13 protein-coding genes are annotated in these 17,693 nt (G+C 37.0%); 6 read left to right on the forward strand and 7 right to left on the reverse strand.

The window, feature by feature from the left end; all coding sequences use genetic code 11:
* Nucleotides 1–427: 427 nt before the first annotated feature.
* From MWJ95_RS17660 to dnaA, 7 genes are all read right to left on the reverse strand, one after another.
* Nucleotides 428–1,510 carry an HD-GYP domain-containing protein gene (locus MWJ95_RS17660; RefSeq protein ID WP_249075294.1) on the reverse strand — a complete coding sequence of 361 codons (1,083 nt, stop codon included), beginning with the start codon at nt 1,508–1,510 and terminating at the stop codon, nt 428–430.
* A 146-nt stretch (nt 1,511–1,656) separates the two neighbouring features.
* Nucleotides 1,657–4,134, reverse strand: a complete 2,478-nt coding sequence (gene gyrA / locus MWJ95_RS17665; protein ID WP_249075295.1) for a DNA gyrase subunit A — start codon at nt 4,132–4,134, stop codon at nt 1,657–1,659.
* Nucleotides 4,135–4,159: 25 nt separating this feature from the next.
* A complete protein-coding gene (gene gyrB / locus MWJ95_RS17670) occupies nt 4,160–6,094 on the reverse strand; it encodes a DNA topoisomerase (ATP-hydrolyzing) subunit B (protein WP_249075296.1) in 1,935 nt (644 codons plus the stop codon).
* Between the two features lie 92 nt (nt 6,095–6,186).
* Complete coding sequence (recF, locus tag MWJ95_RS17675; RefSeq protein ID WP_249106861.1) at nt 6,187–7,302, reverse strand: DNA replication/repair protein RecF; 1,116 nt, start codon at nt 7,300–7,302, stop codon at nt 6,187–6,189.
* Nucleotides 7,303–7,305: 3 nt separating this feature from the next.
* Entirely contained in the window at nt 7,306–7,530 is a 225-nt protein-coding gene (gene yaaA, locus MWJ95_RS17680; RefSeq protein WP_249075298.1) for a S4 domain-containing protein YaaA, read from the reverse strand.
* Nucleotides 7,531–7,727: 197 nt separating this feature from the next.
* A complete protein-coding gene (gene dnaN / locus MWJ95_RS17685) occupies nt 7,728–8,864 on the reverse strand; it encodes a DNA polymerase III subunit beta (RefSeq protein ID WP_249075299.1) in 1,137 nt (378 codons plus the stop codon).
* Nucleotides 8,865–9,033: 169 nt separating this feature from the next.
* Nucleotides 9,034–10,383, reverse strand: a complete 1,350-nt coding sequence (gene dnaA, locus MWJ95_RS17690) for a chromosomal replication initiator protein DnaA (protein ID WP_068985823.1) — start codon at nt 10,381–10,383, stop codon at nt 9,034–9,036.
* A gap of 558 nt (nt 10,384–10,941) precedes the next feature.
* Here dnaA and rpmH point away from each other — a divergent pair.
* From rpmH to mnmG, 6 genes are all read left to right on the forward strand, one after another.
* The gene (gene rpmH, locus MWJ95_RS17695) at nt 10,942–11,076 is read left to right on the forward strand and encodes a 50S ribosomal protein L34 (protein WP_004233310.1); all 135 of its coding nucleotides are present in this window, start codon (nt 10,942–10,944) and stop codon (nt 11,074–11,076) included.
* 101 nt (nt 11,077–11,177) lie between these two features.
* The gene (gene rnpA, locus MWJ95_RS17700; RefSeq protein WP_249075300.1) at nt 11,178–11,522 is read left to right on the forward strand and encodes a ribonuclease P protein component; all 345 of its coding nucleotides are present in this window, start codon (nt 11,178–11,180) and stop codon (nt 11,520–11,522) included.
* Nucleotides 11,523–11,916: 394 nt separating this feature from the next.
* Nucleotides 11,917–12,687, forward strand: a complete 771-nt coding sequence (gene yidC / locus MWJ95_RS17705) for a membrane protein insertase YidC (protein ID WP_249106862.1) — start codon at nt 11,917–11,919, stop codon at nt 12,685–12,687.
* Nucleotides 12,684–13,493, forward strand: a complete 810-nt coding sequence (gene jag, locus MWJ95_RS17710; RefSeq protein ID WP_249075302.1) for an RNA-binding cell elongation regulator Jag/EloR — start codon at nt 12,684–12,686, stop codon at nt 13,491–13,493. The genes yidC and jag overlap by 4 nt, the downstream gene beginning before the upstream one ends.
* 664 nt (nt 13,494–14,157) lie before the next feature.
* On the forward strand, nt 14,158–15,543 hold the full coding sequence (gene mnmE, locus MWJ95_RS17715; RefSeq protein WP_249106863.1) for a tRNA uridine-5-carboxymethylaminomethyl(34) synthesis GTPase MnmE: 1,386 nt from the start codon (nt 14,158–14,160) through the stop codon (nt 15,541–15,543).
* Between the two features lie 28 nt (nt 15,544–15,571).
* The gene (mnmG, locus tag MWJ95_RS17720; protein WP_249106864.1) at nt 15,572–17,467 is read left to right on the forward strand and encodes a tRNA uridine-5-carboxymethylaminomethyl(34) synthesis enzyme MnmG; all 1,896 of its coding nucleotides are present in this window, start codon (nt 15,572–15,574) and stop codon (nt 17,465–17,467) included.
* Nucleotides 17,468–17,693: the final 226 nt, after the last annotated feature.

The raw sequence follows: 17,693 nt of genomic DNA on the forward strand, positions 1-17,693 counted from the left end.
CAGGATCAAACTCTCCATAAAAAGAAATTTGATTAGCTCAAATTGTTTTGCTGGCATCATGTTTGATGTCCAAAATTTTGTTTTGTTCACTAACTCAAGGTTAGCTACTAAAAACTTTATTGATTACGTTTTGCTTGTTCAGTTTTCAAGGTTCATTACTTTGTTTTAAGTGTCACCTCTTGGCGACTCATTAATAATATCAAGAATACGAAACTATGTCAACACTTTCTCAAAAAAAATCGATAGTTTTTATAAACTTATTATTCTCCTCCTCATCCATCATATTTAGAGGATTTAGTTAAGTAGTTTTTGTACCTAGCTTATTACATCAATCATTGGACTCTTTGCTAATGCCTTGATTTTGTAACTTAAATTTTTTTCAATTAAAAAAGGCAACTACCAATGTTAATGGGTTGCCTTTTAACTATTATAAATTTGTTATAATACGTGAAATATAGAAGGTACGATTTTTACCTAAATCAAATATCTCCCCTGAGTGGCTTAATTTGATAAGTGGTCGAGTTGGTGCAAACTTATTTACAAACATCACTTCGCCTTGTTCCAGATTAGATAGTTCAACAATTGTCCCTATAGGAAGATCGGCAACAATATCTATCAGAGCACGAACTACTTTAATATCAAACTTACCAAATTCAGATTCATTAATCATCTCTATAACCTTAAAGGAAGATTGTTTTGCTCTATACACTCGCTCACATGTCATAGCATGGAATACATCTGCAACAGCGATAATTTGTGCGAAAGTGGAAATATTCGCTATTCCTTCCCCTTTCGGATAACCACTACCATTTAAACGTTCATGATGCTGGAAAATAGCCTCTTTCATTGTATCCTTTAATATAGTTAAGTCTTTAACCATATTATAGCTATAAATTGGATGCTTATAAATTTCATCAAACTCTAGCTCTGTTAAGGTTGTTTTTTTATCGCGGATACGTGGATGAATTTTCGCCATCCCACAATCAGCTAATAATCCTCCAATTGCAATTTGAATTGTAATTCCTTTGTCATAACCTAATTTTTGTGCAATCACGGAAGAAATCAATGCTGTTGCTACGCAATGATGGTACAAATAGTCTTTAGGATTTGAATACTCATTTAAATCAAAAATTATTGTACGATCTTCTAAAACCATTTCTACTAATGGCAAAATAATTTTACGTGCTTTCGTAATATCTACCTTTGCACCAGCTTCCCAATTTTTAAATTCCTTTTTGAATTGTTCAATAGAATGATCATACATTCTTTTAAAGGTTGGGACAGCCTCTATTGGAACAACTACTCCTGTTTCTTTTATCTCTGGTTGAGCCTCTGTATCATCTTTATAAATTGGGGCTCTCGAAATATTAAAAGCAAAAAAAACTTGTAAGTGCTCATGGGAAATTACCGTATTTTTCAAAATGATTGGATATTGTGTATTAGCAAAAATATCTTCAGAAATTACTTTACCAACGCGTAACTCTGAAATTGGGACATGTATAGTTTCCACGCAATTAACTCCTCTTCACTATTTCACTTGCTAAAATATAAGGCTTAAGTTTATTTTAGCATGGAATTCAAAATAATTACTTATTTTTCATGATTTATGCTAAAAAACCGATGAACGGCAAACTAGCTGTCGTCATCGGTTTTTTATTATTCTTCTACTTGATCATTTTCTTCGTTAGATTCTTCATTAGATTCTTCTTCTTTTTCAACCTTCGCTACAGTTGCAACAAGCTCTTCATCGCCTAAACGAATTAAACGAACTCCCTGTGTACTACGGCCAATTAACGAGATATCATTGACATCCATACGGATTAGCATGCCGTTAATTGTAATAAGCATTAAATCTTCAGAACCATCTACAGTTTTTACAGCTACCATTGGACCGTTTTTATCAGTAATTTGAATTGTTTTTAATCCTACACCACCACGGCTCTGCAAACGATATTCTTCTTCAGAAGTACGTTTACCATAACCTTTTGCTGTAACAACTAAAATTTCCTGTCCTGGTTCTATGATTTCCATACCAACTACTTCATCACCATCACGTAGTTTGATACCTCTTACACCACCTGCAGTACGACCCATTGAACGGATATCGTCCTCTTGGAAACGTACAAGCATTCCATCACGAGTACCGATAATCACTTGTTTATCGCCATCAGTTAAACGAACAGAAATGAGATCGTCATCTTCTCGTAAGCTTATAGCTATTAAGCCGTTTGTGCGGATGTTAGCAAATTGAGATACTGGTGTACGCTTCGAAATACCTGTTTTAGTAGTGAAGATAAAGTATGCATCTTCATCGAATGAACCAACACGGATCATAGCTGTTACTTTCTCACCTTTTTCAATATTGAGTAAGTTAACTATCGGTAAGCCTTTCGCTGTACGACCAAATTCCGGAATCTCATAGCCTTTTGCTCTAAATACTTTCCCTTTTGAAGTGAAGAATAAAATTGTATCGTGTGTAGATGTATTCATAAGATGCTCTACAAAATCATCTTCATTTGTGCCCATACCTTGTACACCACGACCACCACGTTTTTGACTGCGATATGTATTAGCAGCTAAACGTTTGATATAGCCATTGTGCGTTAAAGTTACGACCGAATTTTCAACTGGGATTAAATCCTCATCCTCAATCATTTCTATACCGCCAGAAGTAATTTCAGTACGACGTGTATCATTAAAACGTTCTTTTAGTTCTAATATTTCAGTACGAATAATATCAACAATTTTAGCCTCATCTGCCAAAATTGCTTTTAATTCAGCAATTAAAATTTGAAGCTCTTGATATTCTGCTTCAATTTTTTCACGCTCTAATCCACTTAAACGAACTAAACGCATATCTAAAATCGCTTGCGCTTGACGTTCAGATAAATTGAATCGTTCCATTAATTGAGGCTTCGCTTCATCACCACTACGTGAACCACGAATAATCGCAATAATTTCATCGATATGATCGAGGGCAATACGTAAGCCTTCTAAAATATGTGCACGATCTTCAGCTTTCCTTAAGTCAAATTCCGTACGACGACGGATAATAACTTTTTGGTGCTCTAAATAATGATGCAACATTTCTTTTAAGCCCATTACTTTAGGTTGACCATTTACTAAGGACAGCATATTAATACCGAAACTCGATTGCATTGCTGTTTGTTTATATAAATTATTTAAAACCACATTGGCATTTGCATCTTTACGAACTTCAATAACTACTCGCATACCACGGCGGTCAGATTCATCACGTAGGTTTGTAATACCATCAATTTTTTTATCGCGTACAAGCTCTGCTATTTTTTCAATAAGCTTAGCTTTATTTACTTGGTATGGTAATTCATGAATAAGAATTGTTTCTTTACCATTTGATTTTTGTTCAATCTCTACCTTTGCGCGAATAATGATGGAGCCACGACCTGTTTCATAAGCACGACGAATACCGCTACGTCCTAAAATTAATCCACCTGTTGGGAAATCAGGTCCTGGAATAATTTCCATCAATTCTTCTGTTGTGATAGCAGGATTTTCTGAAAGTGCTATCACTGCATCTATCGTTTCCCCAAGTTGATGTGGCGGAATATTCGTCGCCATACCAACCGCAATTCCTGCCGCTCCATTTACTAATAAGTTTGGATAGCGACTAGGAAGGACAATAGGCTCTTTTTCTGAACCATCATAGTTATCCGTATAGTCAATTGTGTCTTTATTGATATCACGAAGCATTTCCATTGCAATACGAGACATACGTGATTCTGTATAACGCATTGCTGCCGCTCCGTCGCCATCGACAGATCCAAAGTTACCATGACCATCGACTAGCATGTAACGATAGCTGAAATCTTGCGCCATACGTACCATTGCATCATAAATAGATGAGTCACCATGTGGGTGGTATTTACCCATTACGTCCCCAACAATACGTGCTGATTTTTTGTACGCTTTATCTGCTGTATTCCCTAGCTCTTGCATGCCATATAAAATACGGCGATGTACAGGCTTTAATCCATCCCGCACGTCTGGTAATGCACGAGAAACGATTACACTCATCGCATAATCGAGGAAGGATGTTTCAATTTCTTTTGTTATATTAACTCCTTTAACACCGGAGCGTTCTTGTTCTGACAAAGTGTAGACCTCCTCTCAAGAAAAATTAAATATCTAAATTAGCGTATACTGCATTTTCTTCGATAAATTGACGACGAGGTTCAACTTCATCGCCCATTAAACGTTCAAATGCTTGGTTTGCTTTAATTGCATCATCTAATTCTACTTGTAACAATGTGCGGTGCTCAGGATCCATTGTAGTTTCCCAAAGCTGCTCTGCATTCATTTCCCCAAGACCTTTGTATCGTTGTACATTTGGTTTTGGCATTTTCGGTAACCGTTCTAAAATTGCTTGAAGAGTAAGATCATCATAGCAATACTCAACATGTTTACCTTGCTTAACTTGATAAAGAGGCGGCTGGGCAATATAAATATAACCTGCCTCTACAAGTGGTCGAAGGAAACGGAAGAAGAATGTTAATAGTAATGTGCGGATGTGGGCACCATCAACATCGGCATCTGTCATAATAACGATTTTATGATAACGAGCCTTTTCTAAAGTAAACTCTTCACCAATACCTGTACCAAACGCTGTAATCATTGCACGAATTTCTGCATTCGATAAAATTTTATCTAAACGTGCTTTTTCAACGTTAAGGATTTTACCACGTAACGGTAAAATTGCTTGGAAGTGTCGGTCACGACCAGATTTCGCAGATCCTCCGGCAGAGTCACCCTCAACGATATAAATTTCACATTCAGATGGATTTGTTGATGAACAGTCAGCTAATTTACCTGGTAAGCTTGATACCTCAAGTGCGTTTTTACGACGTGTAAATTCACGTGCTTTTTTAGCTGCGACACGTGCACGAGCAGCCATTAAACCTTTTTCAACAATCTTACGAGCGGTAGTTGGATTTTCTAACATAAATCGTTCAAAACCATCTGAGAATAAGGAGTTAGTAATTTGGCTAACTTCAGAGTTACCTAGCTTTGTTTTTGTTTGTCCTTCAAATTGTGGATCAGGATGCTTAACCGAAACAATAGCTGTTAAACCTTCTCGAACATCTTCACCAGTAAGATTTGTATCAGATTCTTTCAATAGCCCATTTTTTCGCGCGTAATCATTAATAACACGTGTTAGAGCCGTTTTAAAACCAGACTCATGTGTACCGCCTTCATACGTATTAATGTTATTAGCAAATGAAAAAATATTTGATGAGAATCCAGCATTATATTGCATAGCAATTTCAACTGAAATACCATCTTTTTCTCCAAGAACATCTATTGGATCATGGATAGGCTCTTTAGATTGATTCAAATGCTCTACGTAAGAACGAATACCACCTTCATAATGATACGTAGTAGAACGTTCCTCACCTTCGCGTTCATCAGCAATTGTAATTCTGATACCACGATTCAAATAGGCTAATTCACGAATACGATGTGCTAAAATATCATATTCATAAACCGTTGTTTCTTTAAATATTTCAGGGTCTGCTTTAAAACGCGTAGTTGTTCCATTATGATCTGAATCGCCGATAACCGTTAGTTCTTGAACAGTTTTTCCACGTTCAAATTTAATTTCATGAATATGACCCTCACGATGAACTTGAACAATCGTCTCAACTGATAGAGCATTTACAACAGATGCCCCTACACCATGAAGACCACCTGAAACTTTGTATCCTCCACCGCCGAACTTACCACCAGCATGGAGCACAGTCATAATAACTTCAACAGCAGGCTTACCCATTTTCTCTTGAATACTTACCGGAATACCACGACCATTATCCTCTACACGAATCCAATTGTCTTTTTCTATCGTTACGTTTATATCTGTACAAAATCCTGCAAGCGCTTCGTCAATACTATTATCAACAATTTCCCATACTAAATGGTGCAGCCCTTTAGAGCTTGTTGAACCGATATACATCCCTGGTCTCTTACGTACTGCTTCTAAACCTTCTAATACCTGTATCTGATCGGCTTCATAAGCTTGATTTTGTAAACCTTCGTTCTCTATAGCCACGGCTTTCATCTACTCCTTCATAACATCATTGTGTGTAAATGAATGAACAGTCAACCGAGCTGACTATTACCATTCTTTTATAATCTAAAAAACTCCCCGGGCTAACTTTCTTCAATCGCACCTTGTTTCACGTGAAACAGCTGTGCATGCTCCATCGTTTCATGGTGAATTCCATCAACACTTGTAGTCGTAACAAAGGTTTGAACTTCACCTTGAATGGTATTTAATAAATGCGATTGGCGATAATCGTCGAGTTCCGACAATACATCATCTAAAAGTAGTATGGGTGTTTCATTTGTTTCTTGTTTAATTAACTCGATTTCAGCAAGTTTTAATGAAAGAGCGGTTGTACGTTGCTGTCCTTGTGAACCGTATGTCTGAACATCATAGCCATTGACTAAAAACTGCAAATCATCACGATGTGGACCAACTAGTGTTACGCCTCGATCAAATTCACGCGCCTTAGCTTCTAATAGCTTTTTATGCAAGAAGCTTTCAATTTCACTGGAAGTATGTTCTTTTTCAATACCAGCTACTGTGCGGTATTTAATAACTAACGTTTCTTTCCCTTGTGAAATACCTGCGTGAATTGGCTCTGCCCACTCCTGCAATAAATCCATAAATTGAAATCTTTTTCGAATAATTTGGGTAGCTGCGTGAATATATTGTTCATTATAAACTTCATACATCACGTCATCTGGCATTGTTTTACCTTGATTCATTTTTAAAAAGTGGTTACGTTGCTTTAATATTTTTTGAAAGGTTAATAAATCATGTAAATAGACAGGCGAAATTTGCCCAATCTCCATATCAATAAAACGTCGCCGTATTTGCGGACTTCCCTTTACAACATTTAAATCTTCGGGTGCAAACATCACGACATTCATTTGGCCAATATAATGACTGAGGCGACTTTGTTCTATGTGATTTATTTTACCTTTTTTACCTTTTTTCGTAATCGAAAGCTCGATTGGTAAAATACCATGCCTTTTTTGAACGGCCCCTTCTATTTTACCATAGTCTGAATCCCAACGTATTAATTCTTTATCGTTCGTTGTGCGGTGAGATTTAGCCATCGCTAATACGTAAATAGATTCCATAACATTTGTTTTTCCTTGAGCATTTTCACCAATGAAAACATTAATTTTTGGAGAGAAGTTTAAAGCTAAGGCATCATAGTTACGGTAATTTGTAAGTTTTAATTGCTCTATATGCATAATCTACTGTCCAGCGGTACCAACGATACGAAATCGACCACACCCAGGAATATTTATAATGTCACCATCACGTAATTTACGACCGCGGCGATCATCTACTTCTCCATTTACATATACATCATTTTCGTGTAAAAACCACTTGGCCATGCCACCAGAGCTAATAGCATCGGTCATTTTTAAAAGCTGCCCTAACGTGACAAACTCTACATCAATTTCAATGTCCTTCATAGCTGAGTTCCCCTCCAAATACAGACTGTCTATCTCTCTATCATACCTAATAATTCACCATAAGTAAAAAAAGATAGCCGCAATTAGCGACTATCAGTATTATTTTGAGTTTAAATTATGGAGTTTGTACTCTCCATCAAAAATTGTTTGTTTTTCAGCCAATTTTTAACGTATTAGGCAGCAGCATAATTGATTTCTTAATACGTACGTACTGGTAATATTAACTGTAAAATAGCATCGTCATGAACAGAACGTAAAATAAACGGTCTCATTGCTCCTGTAAATTGAATGACTACCTCTTGACCATCAATTGCTTTTAATGCTTCCATCATGTATTTCGCACTGAATGAAATTTTCAAGTTCTCCCCTTCTAATGACTCAACAGGAATTTCCTCTTGGACTTTACCGATTTCTGGGGAATTAGAAGAAACTTCGACAGCTTGATTATCTAAAATCTCAAAACGAACAACATTATTTCGATCACCACGAGCAACAAGAGATGCACGATCAATTGCTTGTAATAATGATTTACCATTAATCGTTAGATTTGTTTGGTACTCTTCTGGAATTAAACGTGATGTATCAGGGTAGTTACCTTCCAGTAAACGAGAGAAGAATAATACTTCACCAGTTTTAAATAACACTTGCTGACTTGTAATAACAATTTGCACAAGATTTGTAGAATCCTCTAAAACTTTATTTAACTCATTTAAGCTTTTACCAGGAATGACAACACTATGTTCAACTTCAGGTAAATTTTCCAGTTGAACTTTACGTCTTGCCAAACGATGGCTATCTGTTGCAACACAGATTAAAGTTTCGTTTTTTATCTGCCAGTTTACACCTGTCAACACGGGTCTACTTTCTGAAGTGGCAACAGCAAATACTGTTTCACGGATAATTGACTTTAATAAATCTGCAGGAATAGTAAATTTTTGATCCTCTGTTAATTCAGGTAACAAAGGATATTCAGCAGCATCAGAGCCAATTAAGTGGAATTCAGATTTACCTGAACGGATATGAGTTTGGAAACCAGTTGTTACTTGAATTTCAACCTCATTTGTTGGTAACTTACGTACAATTTCATTAAACATACGAGCTTGTACTACAATTGATCCTGTTTCTGTAATATGAATTATTTGTTGGCCATCTTCTTCAACTGGAATAAATGTTTGGATTGTAATATCAGCATCACTACCTGTTAAGCGAATACCCTCATCTGTTACATCAATTTTAATCCCCGTTAAAATCGGAATAGTTGTTTTTGAACTTACGGCTTTCATGACATCATTTAAACCTTCTAATAAACGGTCACGTAAAATATCAAATTTCATTCGTTTTCCCTCACATATTTATATTATTTATTTATATAAAATAAAAAAGATATAGTAATAGGCCCTGTGGATTTGTGGATAAGTGGTTTTAGGTGAATAAAATCAGTCTATCCACATGTAGATAGACTGTGTATAAGTTTGTGTTTAAATCTTTGTGTTGTCCACAGAGTTATTTCCCTAGCATGCTTCGAATTTGTTTAATATCTTGCTGTAGTTGAACGTCATTTTTCAACATAGAAGATATTTTTTCGTGTGCATGAATAACAGTAGTATGGTCACGTCCACCAAATTCTTCGCCAATTTTCGGCAGCGAAAAATCTGTTAATTCGCGCGATAAAAACATGGCGATTTGACGTGGAAAGGCAATTAACTTAGTACGTTTTTTCGCGGCAAAATCCTCTAAACGAATGTTAAAGTGCTCTCCTACTGCATTTTGAATGTCTAATATCGTGACAGTTCGTGGCTTTGAATTAGGAATAATATCCTTTAATGCTTCAGCAGCCAAAGTCGCATTAATATCCTTGTTAACAAGTGATGAATAGGCTACGACGCGAATAAGCGCACCTTCAAGCTCCCGAATATTGGAGTCAATCTGGTTCGCAATATAGAGCATGACTTCATTTGGCACTTCTAGACCATCAGCCTTTGCTTTTTTTCGAAGAATGGCGATACGAGTTTCCAAATCAGGAGGCGCAATATCTGTAATTAGTCCCCATTCGAATCGAGAACGTAAACGATCTTCCAATGTCGGTATTTCCTTAGGAGGACGGTCACTGGAAATAACAATTTGTTTCGATTCTTCATGCAATGTATTAAAAGTGTGGAAAAATTCTTCCTGAGTTGATTCTTTTCCAGCTAGAAATTGAATATCATCAATTAGCAGTACATCTACATTGCGATATTTATTGCGGAAATCAAGTGCCTTGTTATCTCGAATTGAGTTAATAAATTCATTTGTAAATTTTTCAGATGATAAATAGACCACTTTTGCATTCGGATTATGTTCCAGTACATAATGCCCAATCGCATGCATTAAGTGTGTTTTACCAAGCCCTACTCCCCCATAGATAAAAAATGGGTTATAAGCCTTTGCAGGGGCTTCTGCGACTGCTAGCGAGGCAGCATGTGCAAAGCGGTTACCAGAGCCAATAACAAACGTATCAAAAGTATACTTCGGGTTTAACATACCTGGTGAAATATCATGGTGATCGTTATTTTTTGCTTGGATAATCGGCGCTGGCAAATCAAAATCGTCCGAATCCTGGTTTTTTTGAACAACAAACTTAATAAGCAAGTCTTCGCCTGTAAGCTCCGTTAATATACCTGTAATCAAATGAATATAATGATTTTCAAGCCAGTCTCGAGCAAACGAATTTGGCGCAGCAATTGTCACAGTAGAACCACTACCATTGTAGGAAAGTAGTTTAGTAGACTTTAGCCACGTTTCGAAGCTTGGTTTAGAAATTTTTTGTTCAACTTGAGCCAGGACATTATTCCATAGTTCTTCTAAATGTTCCAAGCTGCTAATCTCCTTTACAGTTCAATACAATAAAAAACAGCGAATTTATAGAAACGGTAAATACGTTCATTTTACAACTAGTCCACAAACTCACAAGTTGTGGATAAAAGTTAACCAAAGGCTGTGATAAAAATTATCCACAGCATATCAACAGTTGTGGATAAAATAAAAGTTCATTTCAGTTTTCAACAAAGTGAAGCACAGATATCGTATCAGAAAAACAACGCTATTTCAATAGTTTATGAAACTTATCCACACACCTTTTATTTATGCACTTCCAAGTTGTCCACAAGGTCTGCTTATGTGAAAAAGGTGTAGATAAATGTTGTGGATAAAAAATAATGCAAAAAATACTATACACAACTCTGTGTAAAAAAAACAAGCATTCTGTGGATAATTTATTTTTATTCAATAGATGATGATAGTAGTAAATAATAGACATAGATTTGCAAGCAGAAAGAAATTTATAAAACTCATTGACAAAATAACTAGTTACTTTATATAATATTCAAGTCTGTATGTTGAAAAATTCAACTCATTCAGGAGGTGTCTATATAAATGAAACGTACTTACCAACCAAAAAAACGTAAGCACAGCAAAGTTCACGGTTTCCGCGCACGTATGAGCACGAAAAACGGTCGCAAAGTTCTTGCTGCTCGTCGTCGTAAAGGAAGAAAAGTATTATCAGCATAAAATAAGTCCACTGAGACACATCAGTGGTCTTTTTTTTCTTTATTTTTGGTAAACCTAGAAATAAGGATCGAATGATAATAATCGAGTAGCAGGTGAAAGTAATGAAAAAACGCCAACGAGTGAAAAAAAACGATGATTTTCAAAAGGTGTTTAAAAAGGGGAAATCTTTCGCTAACCGTCAGTTTGTCGTATATTTTTTGGAAAAAGAGGGACAAACAGAATTTCGTGTAGGATTATCGGTTAGTAAGAAGCTTGGGAATGCGGTAACACGCAACCAGATCAAACGCTATATTCGACAAAGTATTCATGAATTAAAGGATGAACTTAAGCCGAATATGGACTATGTTATTATCGCCAGACAACCGGCGGCCACTATGGATTTTCAAGAAGTAAAACAAAGTTTGCAGCATGTACTACGAATCGCAAAAGTATTGAAGAAAGCGTAATATGGATGGCAACCAAAGTGGTGAAATAGAAGCATTTCTGTGCGAAAATGAAGCAATTTGAAATACGTATAGGGGTATTTTAATTTCTTTCAGCAACTGAAAAAAGTTAAAGCCTCTGGCGGATGTCACGGAATTCGGAGAGGAGTGCGTTGTGCAAGCACAAAGCCAATTCCGGAAGACATTATGATGATGGAGTTTCACTGCAATATATGAATAATTAGTAACATTACTTAGCAAATATGTGCGCAATGTTAGAATATTTAGTAGAGTGAAACGATATATACATGATAAAATAACTCATAACTTTATTCAGTAGCAGGAAACTGTAAATGTATAAAGAAGAGAACGCATATAGTTTTAGAAAAAGTGAATAGTATTTGTAGGGGGAAAAAGGTTGAAGAAACAACTTTGGGTAATTTTGTCGCTAGTATCAGTAGTATTACTACTATCTGGTTGTACAGAATTCAATGAACCAATCTCCAAAGAAAGCACAGGCTTCTGGAATGAATTCATTGTTTGGCCGTTAGTGTCAGCGATTAAATACTTTGCTGATTTACTTGGTTCATATGCATGGGGGATCATTGTTGTAACGATTATTATTCGTTTAGCTATTCTTCCATTGATGATTAAACAAACAAAGAGCTCTAAAAAAATGCAAGAAATTCAGCCGAAATTGAAGGAATTGCAAAAGAAGTATGCTTCTAAGGATGCACAGACACAGCAACAGTATCAAAAAGAGATGATGCAGCTTATGAGTGAGTCTGGTGTTAATCCACTTGCTGGATGTTTACCTGTATTCATTCAAATGCCGATTTTAATGGGTTTCTACCATGCGATTAGTCGTATGAATGCTACACCTGCTTTTGATTTAGGGAATTTCTTTATTTTCCCGTTAGCTGAAGCTGCACCAGCACTAGCAATCACTGCTGGTTTAATGCAATTTATCGTTTTACGTACGGGCCCAGCGATGGATAACCCTCAAATGAAAATAATGATGTACATTATGCCATTTATGATTATTGCTTTCGGTATGGCATTACCAGCAGCACTATCATTATACTGGGTAATCGGTAACATTATTTCGATTATTCAAAACCTGCTTATTTACAAACCTTGGGAAAAAAATAAAACACAACCTGCTCAAAATGGAGGGGCTAAAAAGTGAAACAACTTACGCAAATAGGCGCAACAGAACAAGAAGCGATCTCATTGGCGTTACAGAAACTTGGCAAAACCCGTGAACAAGTAGATGTTGAAGTTTTACAAAAAGGTAAAAAAGGATTTTTAGGTTTTGGGGCACGATCTGCAGAAGTTCGTGTAACAGTAAAGGAAGTACTGGTTCAATCAACAATTGAAGTAGAAAAAGCGGCACAGCAAAATGCGACTCAATTTGTCGAACCAACAGTAATAGATGATGTTGAAACAATAAGTTCACAAGTTTCTGAACAACCAAGTGATATCGAAGCTGTTCAACAAATCGTAGAGGAACAAAAAGAGGAAGAAGAAACCTCGGTAAACCCAATTGAAGATGCAAAGAATTATTTAAACAATATAGCTGAACAATTGGGTATTCAGGATCTTGAGATTGAAACGACACGTGAAGGGAAAAACGTATTATTTCAACTGAAAAGCGAGAAAGCTGCACTGCTTATAGGGAAACGTGGACAAACATTGAATTCCTTGCAGCAATTAACACAACTTGTGTTAAATAAAAGTGCCAAGCAGTTCTTAATGGTGAAATTAGACGTAGAAAACTATCGTGAGCGTCGTCAAGTAGCATTGGAGTTACTGGCAGATCGTATGGCGGATAAAGCACTTCGCTTAAATCAGCGTGTAACATTTGAACCGATGCAGTCCTACGAAAGAAAAGTTATTCATAATCAATTGGCAAATCGCCTTGATATTGAAACATACTCAGAAGGAACGGAGCCTAATCGTTATTTAGTCATTGAACCTGTAAAAAACGACTAAACTTCGTAAAAACATACAGACAAAGCTAAAAGTCATTTTATCGTCATGATAAAATGACTTTTTATGTTGTTGAAAAACTATTATGCTAATGAAATTAAGGTGTCCTATTAAATAAAGTATGGTTCTTCGGCAAAATGAGTGGTTGATTTCCGTTCCGACTGGGCGCTTTCCTAGGGGCGTCCGATGAGCCGCTTCACTCGCGTTGCTCGCTCCAGGGTCTCATCTGTGACGCAAATCCCCAAGGAGTCGCCCAGCCTCCACTCCAATCAACCATTTTACACTTGCATATATCTTCTGGCATGTCACTGAAACTTCAGCAACAATGTTTTATCTATGCGGAAGGAGAGTGCCTGGAACGGAAATCACCCTCATTTAAAGCGCCACAATATTTACAAAGATTTCAATGACCATTTTAATTTTATATATGTTAAAGCAACTAACTATAAGATTTTAACTGTGGACAACAAAGGTATAGTTTTCGTCTACGTCCAAGCATTTGCAACTTTTGTCGAAGTCCGTGCTATAATGTAAAACTTTCTTATTATCCACAATTGGAAATTATCCTTACTTTAGATTTTGCAAAAAATATGTTAGTCTAAGGTGTTAGTAAGTATTGGTCGGTTTTTAATTATCCACATGTGGATAACGTTAAGGAGGTCATTAAATGGAGTTCGATACAATTGCTGCAATATCCACACCTATGGGTGAAGGAGCTATTGCTATTGTTCGTTTAAGTGGGGACGAAGCAGTCGCAATTGCAGATAAAATATTCAGATCGCCTGGTGGGAAAAGTTTAACAACAAAGGCTTCTCATACAATTCATTATGGACATTTGGTCGATCCAAAAACTAATGAGGTTGTAGAGGAAGTAATGCTATCGTTAATGCGCGGACCTAAAACATTCACTCGAGAGGATGTAATAGAAATTAACTGCCACGGGGGACTAGTTTCAGTGAACCGTGTATTAAAGCTAGTATTAACAAATGGCGCAAGACTCGCGGAGCCAGGTGAATTTACAAAACGCGCATTCTTAAATGGACGTATTGATTTATCACAGGCTGAAGCAGTCATGGATTTAATAAGAGCAAAAACTGATAGAGCGATGAATGTTGCGTTGGGACAAATGGATGGGAAATTATCGCGTTTAATTGGTGACTTACGCCAAGCATTACTAGAGACATTAGCGCAAGTAGAGGTTAATATAGATTATCCGGAGTACGATGATGTAGAAGAGATGACGGTACCAGTATTAGTAGAAAAATGTACATGGGTACGAAATGAAATTATTAAACTTCTGCAAACATCTTCTCAGGGAAAAATATTACGAGAGGGTCTATCAACTGTTATTTTAGGCCGTCCAAACGTTGGGAAATCTTCACTTTTAAATAGTTTAGTACAAGAGAATAAGGCTATTGTGACAGATATAGCAGGTACAACTCGTGATATTATAGAAGAGTACGTGAATGTACGTGGCGTTCCGCTTCGTTTAGTCGATACAGCTGGTATTCGAGAGACAGAGGATATCGTTGAACGAATTGGTGTTGAACGTTCACGTGAGGCGTTGCGTGGCGCAGATTTAATTTTATTTGTTTTAAACTACGCAGAGGAATTGACTGCCGAAGATGAGCGTCTATTCGAAACAATTCAAGCGATGGATTACATCGTTATTGTCAATAAAACAGATTTACCGCAAAAAATTGATGTAGCTCGCGTCAAAGAGTTAGCAGGCAATCGTCGTGTTGTGACAACTTCTCTTTTACAGGAAGAGGGTATCACAGAGCTAGAGGAAGCAATTGCAGCGTTATTCTTTGAAGGGCAAATTGAAGCGGGCGATTTAACATATGTTTCAAATGCAAGACATATTGCATTACTTCATCAAGCGCAGGCAACGGTCGAGGATGCATTAGCTGGAGCACAAGCTGGTGTACCTGTTGATATGGTGCAAATTGATGTCACTAGAACTTGGGAAATACTTGGTGAAATTATCGGCGACACAGTACAAGAAAGCCTAATCAATCAGTTATTTTCACAATTCTGCTTAGGAAAATAATTTTACTAAAGAAAGGAAGATACGAGCTATGCCAACAAATTATGAGGCAGGCACGTTTGATGTTATCGTAATTGGCGCAGGTCACGCAGGGTCTGAAGCTGCACATGCTGCTGCCAAAATGGGTGCTAACACACTGATGTTAACAATCAATTTAGATATGATTGCATTTATGCCATGCAATCCTTCCATTGGTGGTCCTGCCAAAGGAATCGTAGTACGAGAAATTGACGCATTAGGTGGCGTCATGGGGAAAGTTATTGATAAAACGCATATTCAAATGCGTATGTTAAATACAGGGAAAGGTCCTGCTGTGCGTGCATTACGTGCACAAGCGGACAAAGTTTTATACCAACAAGAAATGAAACGCGTGTTGGAGGAAACTGAAAATTTAACAATTCACCAAGGAATGGTGGAAGAGCTAATAATTGAAGACGGGGAAGTAAAAGGTGTTATTACACAAATTGGCGCTATTTACCGCGCCAAAACAGTTGTTATCACAACAGGTACATTCCTTCGCGGTGAAATTATTATTGGCGACGTGAAATATTCAAGTGGTCCTAATAACCAACAGCCGTCTATTCGTTTAGCAGATAACTTAAAAGAGCTTGGTTTTGATCTTGTGCGTTTTAAAACAGGTACACCACCACGAGTGAATAACCGTACCATTGATTATGATAAAACAGAGATCCAACCAGGAGATGATGTTCCACGTGCATTCAGCTTTGAAACAACTGAATATATCATGGATCAGCTCCCTTGCTGGTTAACGTATACAAGCCTAGAAACACATGAAATTATCGAGGCAAACCTACATCTTTCACCGATGTACTCAGGGATGATTAAAGGTACAGGTCCACGTTATTGCCCTTCTATTGAAGACAAGGTTGTGCGATTTAACGATAAACCACGCCACCAAATTTTCTTAGAGCCAGAAGGTCGCAATACACGTGAAGTATATGTACAAGGTTTATCAACTAGCTTACCAGAGCATGTTCAAACACGATTACTAAAATCAATCCCAGGCTTAGAAAAAGCAGAAATGATGCGTGCTGGCTATGCCATTGAGTACGATGCGATCGTGCCAACACAATTATGGCCAACTTTAGAAACAAAACGTATTAAAGGCTTATATACAGCTGGTCAAATCAACGGAACATCTGGTTACGAGGAAGCGGCTGCTCAAGGTTTAATGGCAGGGATGAACGCTGCTGCTAACGTGCTTGGTAAACAAGAATTAATCTTAAGTCGTTCAGATGCTTATATTGGTGTATTAATTGATGATTTGGTAACAAAAGGAACAAATGAACCGTATCGCTTACTAACATCTCGTGCGGAATATCGTTTACTACTTCGTCATGATAACGCTGATTTACGTTTGGTAGAGCAAGGTTATAATATGGGAATGATTACTGAAGAAAGATATGCAAAATTCAATGAGAAAAAAGAGCTGATTGATAACGAAATTGCACGTCTTCGTGAAGTTATTATTAAACCAAATGAAGCAACACAAGCTGCGATTCGATCTGTAGGTGGCAGTGAGTTAAAAGATGGTATTCGTGGAGCGGATTTATTAAAACGTCCAGAAATGCATTATGAATTAATTTCTTCGTTAATTCCAGCAGACATAGAGCTTTCAGATGAAGTGAAGGAACAAATTGAAATTCAGCTTAAGTATGAAGGCTATATTGAAAAAGCATTGCAACAAGTTGAAAAGCTTCATAAAATGGAGAATAAAAAAATCCCTGAAAACATTGATTATGATGCTATTTCAGGTCTAGCAACAGAAGCACGACAAAAATTAAAACAAGTTACACCACTTTCTATTGCCCAAGCATCGCGAATCTCTGGTGTTAACCCAGCAGATATTTCAATATTACTTGTTTATATTGAGCAAGGTAAAATCGCACGCGTCAGCGGGGAATAATTAAGGGTAAAGTGAATAAGAGGCGGGCATACCATTGTGCCCGCTTCCTATTTTTAACTTCTTGTCGCTACGCTTTCGCACAAAAAACATCTGTTGGCCTAAAGTTCGGCGGATGGCAAAGAATCGGAAAGGAGTTCTTTGTGCTTGCACAAAGCTGATTCCGGACGCAATTATGCTGAGGTATAATTGGTGGCTATGCTATTTTTACAAAGTTGATTTTAGGAGA

This window comes from Lysinibacillus sp. Bpr_S20 (assembly GCF_023337835.1).
In the GTDB taxonomy this organism is placed as follows: domain Bacteria; phylum Bacillota; class Bacilli; order Bacillales_A; family Planococcaceae; genus Lysinibacillus.

Excerpts from the sequence above, each read along its gene's own strand:
- gyrB (WP_249075296.1), bottom strand. The coding sequence starts at position 6,094 with ATGAAAGCCGTGGCTATAGAGAACGAAGGTTTACAAAATCAAGCTTAT.
- recF (WP_249106861.1), bottom strand. The coding sequence starts at position 7,302 with ATGCATATAGAGCAATTAAAACTTACAAATTACCGTAACTATGATGCC.
- yaaA (WP_249075298.1), bottom strand. The coding sequence starts at position 7,530 with ATGAAGGACATTGAAATTGATGTAGAGTTTGTCACGTTAGGGCAGCTT.
- dnaN (WP_249075299.1), bottom strand. The coding sequence starts at position 8,864 with ATGAAATTTGATATTTTACGTGACCGTTTATTAGAAGGTTTAAATGAT.
- rpmH (WP_004233310.1), top strand. The coding sequence starts at position 10,942 with ATGAAACGTACTTACCAACCAAAAAAACGTAAGCACAGCAAAGTTCAC.
- rnpA (WP_249075300.1), top strand. The coding sequence starts at position 11,178 with ATGAAAAAACGCCAACGAGTGAAAAAAAACGATGATTTTCAAAAGGTG.
- mnmE (WP_249106863.1), top strand. The coding sequence starts at position 14,158 with ATGGAGTTCGATACAATTGCTGCAATATCCACACCTATGGGTGAAGGA.
- mnmG (WP_249106864.1), top strand. The coding sequence starts at position 15,572 with ATGCCAACAAATTATGAGGCAGGCACGTTTGATGTTATCGTAATTGGC.